Origin of the sequence: Sulfurihydrogenibium yellowstonense SS-5 (assembly GCF_000173615.1) — a bacterium.
In the GTDB taxonomy this organism is placed as follows: domain Bacteria; phylum Aquificota; class Aquificia; order Aquificales; family Hydrogenothermaceae; genus Sulfurihydrogenibium; species Sulfurihydrogenibium yellowstonense.
Window position 1 is genome coordinate 1 of the sequence record NZ_ABZS01000102.1, and the last position, 5,705, is coordinate 5,705.

At 31.7% G+C, this 5,705-nt stretch carries 4 protein-coding genes; all 4 read right to left on the minus strand.

Translation table 11 applies throughout. From position 1 onward, the window contains the following. Window positions 1-419: 419 nt before the first annotated feature. Window positions 420-2,441 carry an EAL domain-containing protein gene (locus SULYE_RS05145; protein WP_198001798.1) on the minus strand — a complete coding sequence of 674 codons (2,022 nt, stop codon included), beginning with the start codon at window positions 2,439-2,441 and terminating at the stop codon, window positions 420-422. A gap of 421 nt (window positions 2,442-2,862) precedes the next feature. Then, window positions 2,863-4,605, minus strand: a complete 1,743-nt coding sequence (locus tag SULYE_RS05150; RefSeq protein ID WP_007547201.1) for an ABC transporter substrate-binding protein — start codon at window positions 4,603-4,605, stop codon at window positions 2,863-2,865. Then, a complete protein-coding gene (locus SULYE_RS05155; protein WP_007547203.1) occupies window positions 4,602-5,297 on the minus strand; it encodes an isoprenyl transferase in 696 nt (231 codons plus the stop codon). Before SULYE_RS05155 ends, SULYE_RS05150 begins: the two co-directional genes overlap by 4 nt. After that, a partial coding sequence (ybgF, locus tag SULYE_RS05160) for a tol-pal system protein YbgF (protein WP_007547205.1) occupies window positions 5,294-5,705 on the minus strand: 412 nt, incomplete at its 5' end. The genes ybgF and SULYE_RS05155, both read right to left, overlap by 4 nt.

Genomic DNA, 5,705 nt, shown 5'->3' on the forward strand with positions numbered 1-5,705 from the left:
AAGTAAGGGGGCTGTTCTTAAATTTTTTAATGTCGTAGGGTGTACGTTTAGATATAATTTTACTTTTGGCTGTCATCCTAAGGACGTAAGTCTGAAAGATCTCTTATTTTGATGTTTTTTAATATGGAAGAAGACAAAAAGGCGGAGATTCTTCGCTGACGCTCAGAATGACAGCATTTGGAAGTTCTTTGTCATCCTGAGGACTTTAGTCCGAAGGATCTCCTCTTTTGATTTTTTTGAAAGGAAAAACAGGAGGTTCTTCGCGTGGCTATAGAATGACACTGTAGAGGGATAAAGGAGGAGATTCTTCGCTGACGCTCAGAATGACAGCATTAGGCGGTTTTGTCATCCTAAAGAAAATCAGGAGATTCTTCGCCGACTGCAGAATGGCGATGCGGATTTTTGGAAACTCTCATCACTTATTTAACTTTTAACTCCTCTTCAAGCGGTGATGGTTTGTGTAGATAAAATCCTTGCAAATATACTCTATCGTAAGGCATTTTAGTTTCTTCAGAGATTTCTTTTATTTTGTTTATGATTTCTTCATTATCTACAAATTCATAGACTAAATCCAGTTCAGTTGCTTTTGCGAATTGAGATATAGTCGTTGCTATATTTTCATAAAGCTTTGATTCTATCAATCTCTTAACTATTGAACCATCTATTTTTAATGCTTTAACAAGATCTTTTTCTTTTAAACTTCCTATCAACTCAAAATTAGTGTAACCAGCTCCAAAGTCATCAATGACAAGATAAACTTTTGAGTCTTTAATATACTCAAAAATTTCTCTATTTGTAACGATAGCGTACTCTGTAATTTCTATATTAAGCTCAACTCCATTTTTATTACATACATCTGCCAGCTTTTTTAAAGCATCAATGACTATATCTGAATTTAAAGAATCTGGATATATGTTTACCGATATTTTATTTGTAAGCTTCTTGATTTTATCTATATTTTCAGCAAGCTTTATAAACATGGCTTCGTCTAACTTGTCCATCATTTTTTCTTTTTCTAATACTTTGATAAATTTATAAGCAGGAATATATTCATTATTTTTGCCTTTTACTCTTACCAGGATTTCAACATACTTTTTATTTAAGTTTAGGTCATAGATCCACTGGACAAATATATCTATATCTTTATTTAAAACTTTTTCAATTACTAATTTCTTAATTTTTAAATTTTCTCTGGCAATTTTTAGCAGTTCCTCAAAATCTTCGCGCAAATCCTTTACAATAATTAATTTAGAATCATTTTTTGATCCTGTTAGAAGTTGATCTGTAATTGCATTAATAGCTTCTTTTAATTCCTCAGCCCCGTAGTCAGCAAAAAATTCTGGATCTATTTTAATAATTGCAAAGATAGATCCCCCTGTAAATAAATATGTATTGGGTATTTTTTGTGCCAAATCTTCTAACTCTTCCAATATTCTATTTAGTAAATTTTGGAAATTTGAATCTCTTTTGTCCATAAATAGTATCAATTCTTTATAATCATCTATCCATACATAGAAAACGTTATCTTCTAAGAACTTGGATAACAAATTTTCAATTTCTTTAGATACTTTTTCGTCGAATTTAGCTTCTCTAAATCTATGTATAAGAATTACTCCATATTTGTCTTTTTGATGTTTATCAGTGAGAATTTTTGCGATTATATCATCTTTATGATTATTCCAGTCAGTATAAATCTTTTCATAATCATACAGAAATTTAGTGATGTTGTTAATGAAATCTCGTGTATAAGATACAGCTTTTAAAAAGTCCTTTGACTCTAACGATGATAAAACGTCATTCATATTATCGTGAATTAATTTGTGTGTCATAAGCATTTCTCGCTTTTTATCTTCTTTACCATAGCACATTACATCAAATGCTAAACTTCTTAGCATCTTAGCAACACTGCAGATTGTGTGTGATTCTAAATAAACGCCTACTTTATGGTCCCTATAAAAAGATTCTACAGCTTTCTGCAATAATTCTACTTTTTCTGCTACTTCAAAGGCAATTTTATAATCTAAACTTTTAAGAAATTTATATATATCCTGTAAAGTATTTTCTATATAAACCTTTGCCGTTGTTGCTTGTAAAAGATCCTTTAGATTATCTATCATGGTCTTAGAGATTTTTAATTCCTCCTTATACTCTTCAAGTAAGTAAATGTATAAGTCTATTGAACTAAATAAAGCTGTTTTATCTATACCAAGTTTATGGTGCATTTTTGCAACTTCATATAGTATATCAAAAGCTTTTTTATAGTCAGATTTTTCAATAAGTTCAAAAACATTATAAAGCACTTCACTTTGTCTTTTTATCAGATTATTAAGAATTTCAAAAGAAGTAAAGTATTTTGAAGTATCGTTGTTAGATAGTAGTGTATAGTAGAATTTGTTAAAAATTACGTAAGAAATCTCCATGAACTTTTCTTTATTAACCAAGGCAAGTCCCCTCTTTACAAAAAAGTTTTTTAAAATTTTAACATTTAACATATATTATATATCAGTTAAGTAAAAAAGTTTAGTAAAAACATCGAGACTGTTCTAAAAATCCACACTGTCATTCTGAGCAAAGCGAAGAATCTAATGTTTTTTCTTTTCAAAATCAAAAAATCAAAAAAGAGATCCTTCGGCCTTACGGCCTCAGGATGACGGATAAAGGTTGAATGATAAGTATTAAAAAAAGCAACCTTGGATGTCATTCTGAAGCCGTGCGAAGAACCTCATATTTTTCTTTCTTTTCAAAAAACATTAAAAAATAAGATCCTTCACTTCGCTGCTGGATGAACAAAAAAGATCAAATAGTGTCATTCTGCAGTCGGTGAAAAATCTCTTTCCTTTCAACTCTCACTTACTCACCTTCTCACTCTTTAATATAAACATACTCATCTTTATACCAACCCCAAACAGTAGGAAAAACATTTTTTAGCTTATTCCTCACTGCTACCATTTCCTGCGGTGCAACTATAAAAATCATAGGCTGTTGTTCTCCGATGATTTTAAATGCTTGTTTGTAAAGCTCATCTCTTTTATTTTGGTCAAGTTCTACAGCGGCAAGATTAAAAAGTCTATCTACTTCAGCTTCCCAATCAGTAGCCGGCTTTTGTTGTTTTGGATTCCACATATGCATATGACCAGACGAAAGCCATACGTTTTGGCTAAAATATGGGTCCATACTTCCGGTTAACACAATGATTACAGCTTCATAATCATAGCTTGACATTAGTTTTGAGACTAAGTTATTAAAATCAAGTCCTTGAAAGTTTACTTCAATCCCTATCTTTCTTAAATCTTCTTTTAAAATATTTCCAATTGCTTCTCTTTCTTTATTCCCAGCATTTGTTATAAGCGTAAAGCTTAGCTTATGACCTTCACTATCGTACAAATATCCGTCCTTCCCTTCTTTAAACCCGATAGACAATAAAATTTCTTTTGCTTTTTGAAGATTGTACGGGTATTTTGGATAGTAATTTTCATCATAAAGTCTTTTATTTGCCGGAGTTACTGCTGTGTAAATTGGTGTTGCAAGTCCATTGTAAACTATATTTTTTATTCCTTCTCTATCAACTGCATAAGAAATAGCTTGTCTAAATTTTGTGTTTTGAAACCATTTTAATTTGTATTTTTCAATCGGTGCTTTTGGATTTTGATTAAAAAATAAAAACAACGTAGAAGGTGTAGCCCCAAGGTTGTAGATTGTATAATCTCCTTTTTTTGCATTTTCTAGAAGCTTAGATAAATCGGTAGCCCTTACGCCGTATATATCAGACTCTCCCGACAAAAATTTAACTAAAGAAACGTCAGGGTCTTTTATTATCTGTGATTTTATAGATACTATATATGGTAGTTCTTGACCTTTTTCGTCTTTTTCCCAGTAATAAGGGTTTCTTTCATATATTACATATTGACCTTGAACGTATTTTACAAGCCTATATGGACCTGTCCCGATTATTTGTTTTGGGTCTGTGTTAACCGTCCAAGTAGATGGAAATTTTCCTTCTTTGACTGATTTTTCTAATACATGCTTTGGTAAAATTGGCTGTGAAACTGCATTTAAGAAAACAGCAAAAGGCTTTGGAAGTGTAAATTTAACTGTTTTATCATCTACTTTTTCAACTTTAAAAGGCTTGCCTTCAACTGTCAAAACATCCTTAGCTGAAGATGGAATGTTTGGATTGTAGTAAATTTGATTGTATGTAAAGACTACGTCATCGGCAGAGACAGGCTTTCCATCAAACCATTTTGCATCTCTTAGATGGAAAATCCATACAGTACCGTCTTTGTTTACTTCCCACTTTTCTGCTAAATCTGGCTCCGGCAGCAGTGTTTTAACGTTTGTTTTGGTAAGACCGTTAAACAGTAATCCTATTATTGCCGTTGAGCTTGTCTCTTGTGCCATTACCGGATTTAATGTTTTAGCATCTGCAGACAAAGACCTTTTCAACTCTCCACCTTCAACGCCAATGGTAGGTTCAAGGTTCCTTATATCTAAGGTTTTTATTGGATATTCGTTCTTTGAATTTGATGGCTTTATAAGATGAAATGGTAAAAAGAATAAAAGAATAACTCCAAAGGTGATTAATAAATTTTTAATGAATTCTTTCATACTCTTCCAAAACGCCTATCTCTGCTTTGATAATCATAAAGAGCTTTCAAAAACTCCTCTTCATCAAAATCCGGCCATAAAACATCTGTAAAGTAAAGCTCAGTGTAGGCAAGCTGCCATAGTATAAAATTAGATATTCTTTTCTCTCCGCTTGTTCTGATTAACAAGTCCGGGTCTGGAATTTCTGGAAGGTATAGATAATTTCTAAAACTTTCTTCATCTATCTTTTCAACATTACTTTTAAGTATTTTATTTACAGCGTCAACAATCTCAGCCTTTCCGCTGTAATTTAGTCCTATTATAACAATAAGGCTACTACAGTTCTTGGTTTCATCTTCAGCTTTTTTCATAGCTTCTAAAACACTATCCCATAAACCCTCTTTTCTTCCCATAAATAAAAGCTTTATATCATTTTCTTTCAAAAACGGTAGTTTTTCATGTATATATTCTACAAGCAATTGCATTATTGCATTAACTTCTTCTATGGGTCTTTGCCAGTTTTCTGTTGAAAATGCAAATAAAGTAATGTATTTTATGCCTACCTTTTTTGCGAATTTTATTGTTCTCTCAACAGTCTTAACACCCTCTCTATGACCATAAACTCTGTCCAGACCTCTCATTTTAGCCCATCTACCGTTTCCATCCATGATGATAGCAACATGTTCAGGTATCTTAAACAGATTTTCTATCAATTTAGAACCTCAAGCTTTTTCTTTGCAAAAGAAGCTGGCTCTGAATCTGGATATTTCTTTATTAAATCTTGCAAATACTGTTTTCCTTTTTCTACATTTCCAAGTTCAATGTAAGCGTATCCCAGCTTTAACATTGTATCGGGATATTTAATACATTTTTTAATCTTTCCTTCATCACATTTTTTTAAGAATATTTCCCAAATATCTATAGCATCTTTGTATTTCTTTTCTGCATAAAAAGTTTGACCTGCCCAGAAAATTGCATTTCCATAAAGGTCAGAATCAGGATATTTCTTAAGAAATTCTGTAAAAGCTTTTCTTGATTCCTCTATATTTCCTCTAAAATACAAGTCTAAGGCATATTGATATAATTGCTTATCGTTTTGCGGACAGTAACTTCTTCCTTTC

What these genes read in the sequence shown, in the direction of transcription:
- SULYE_RS05150 (WP_007547201.1), bottom strand. Translation starts at nt 4,605, where the DNA reads ATGAAAGAATTCATTAAAAATTTATTAATCACCTTTGGAGTTATTCTT.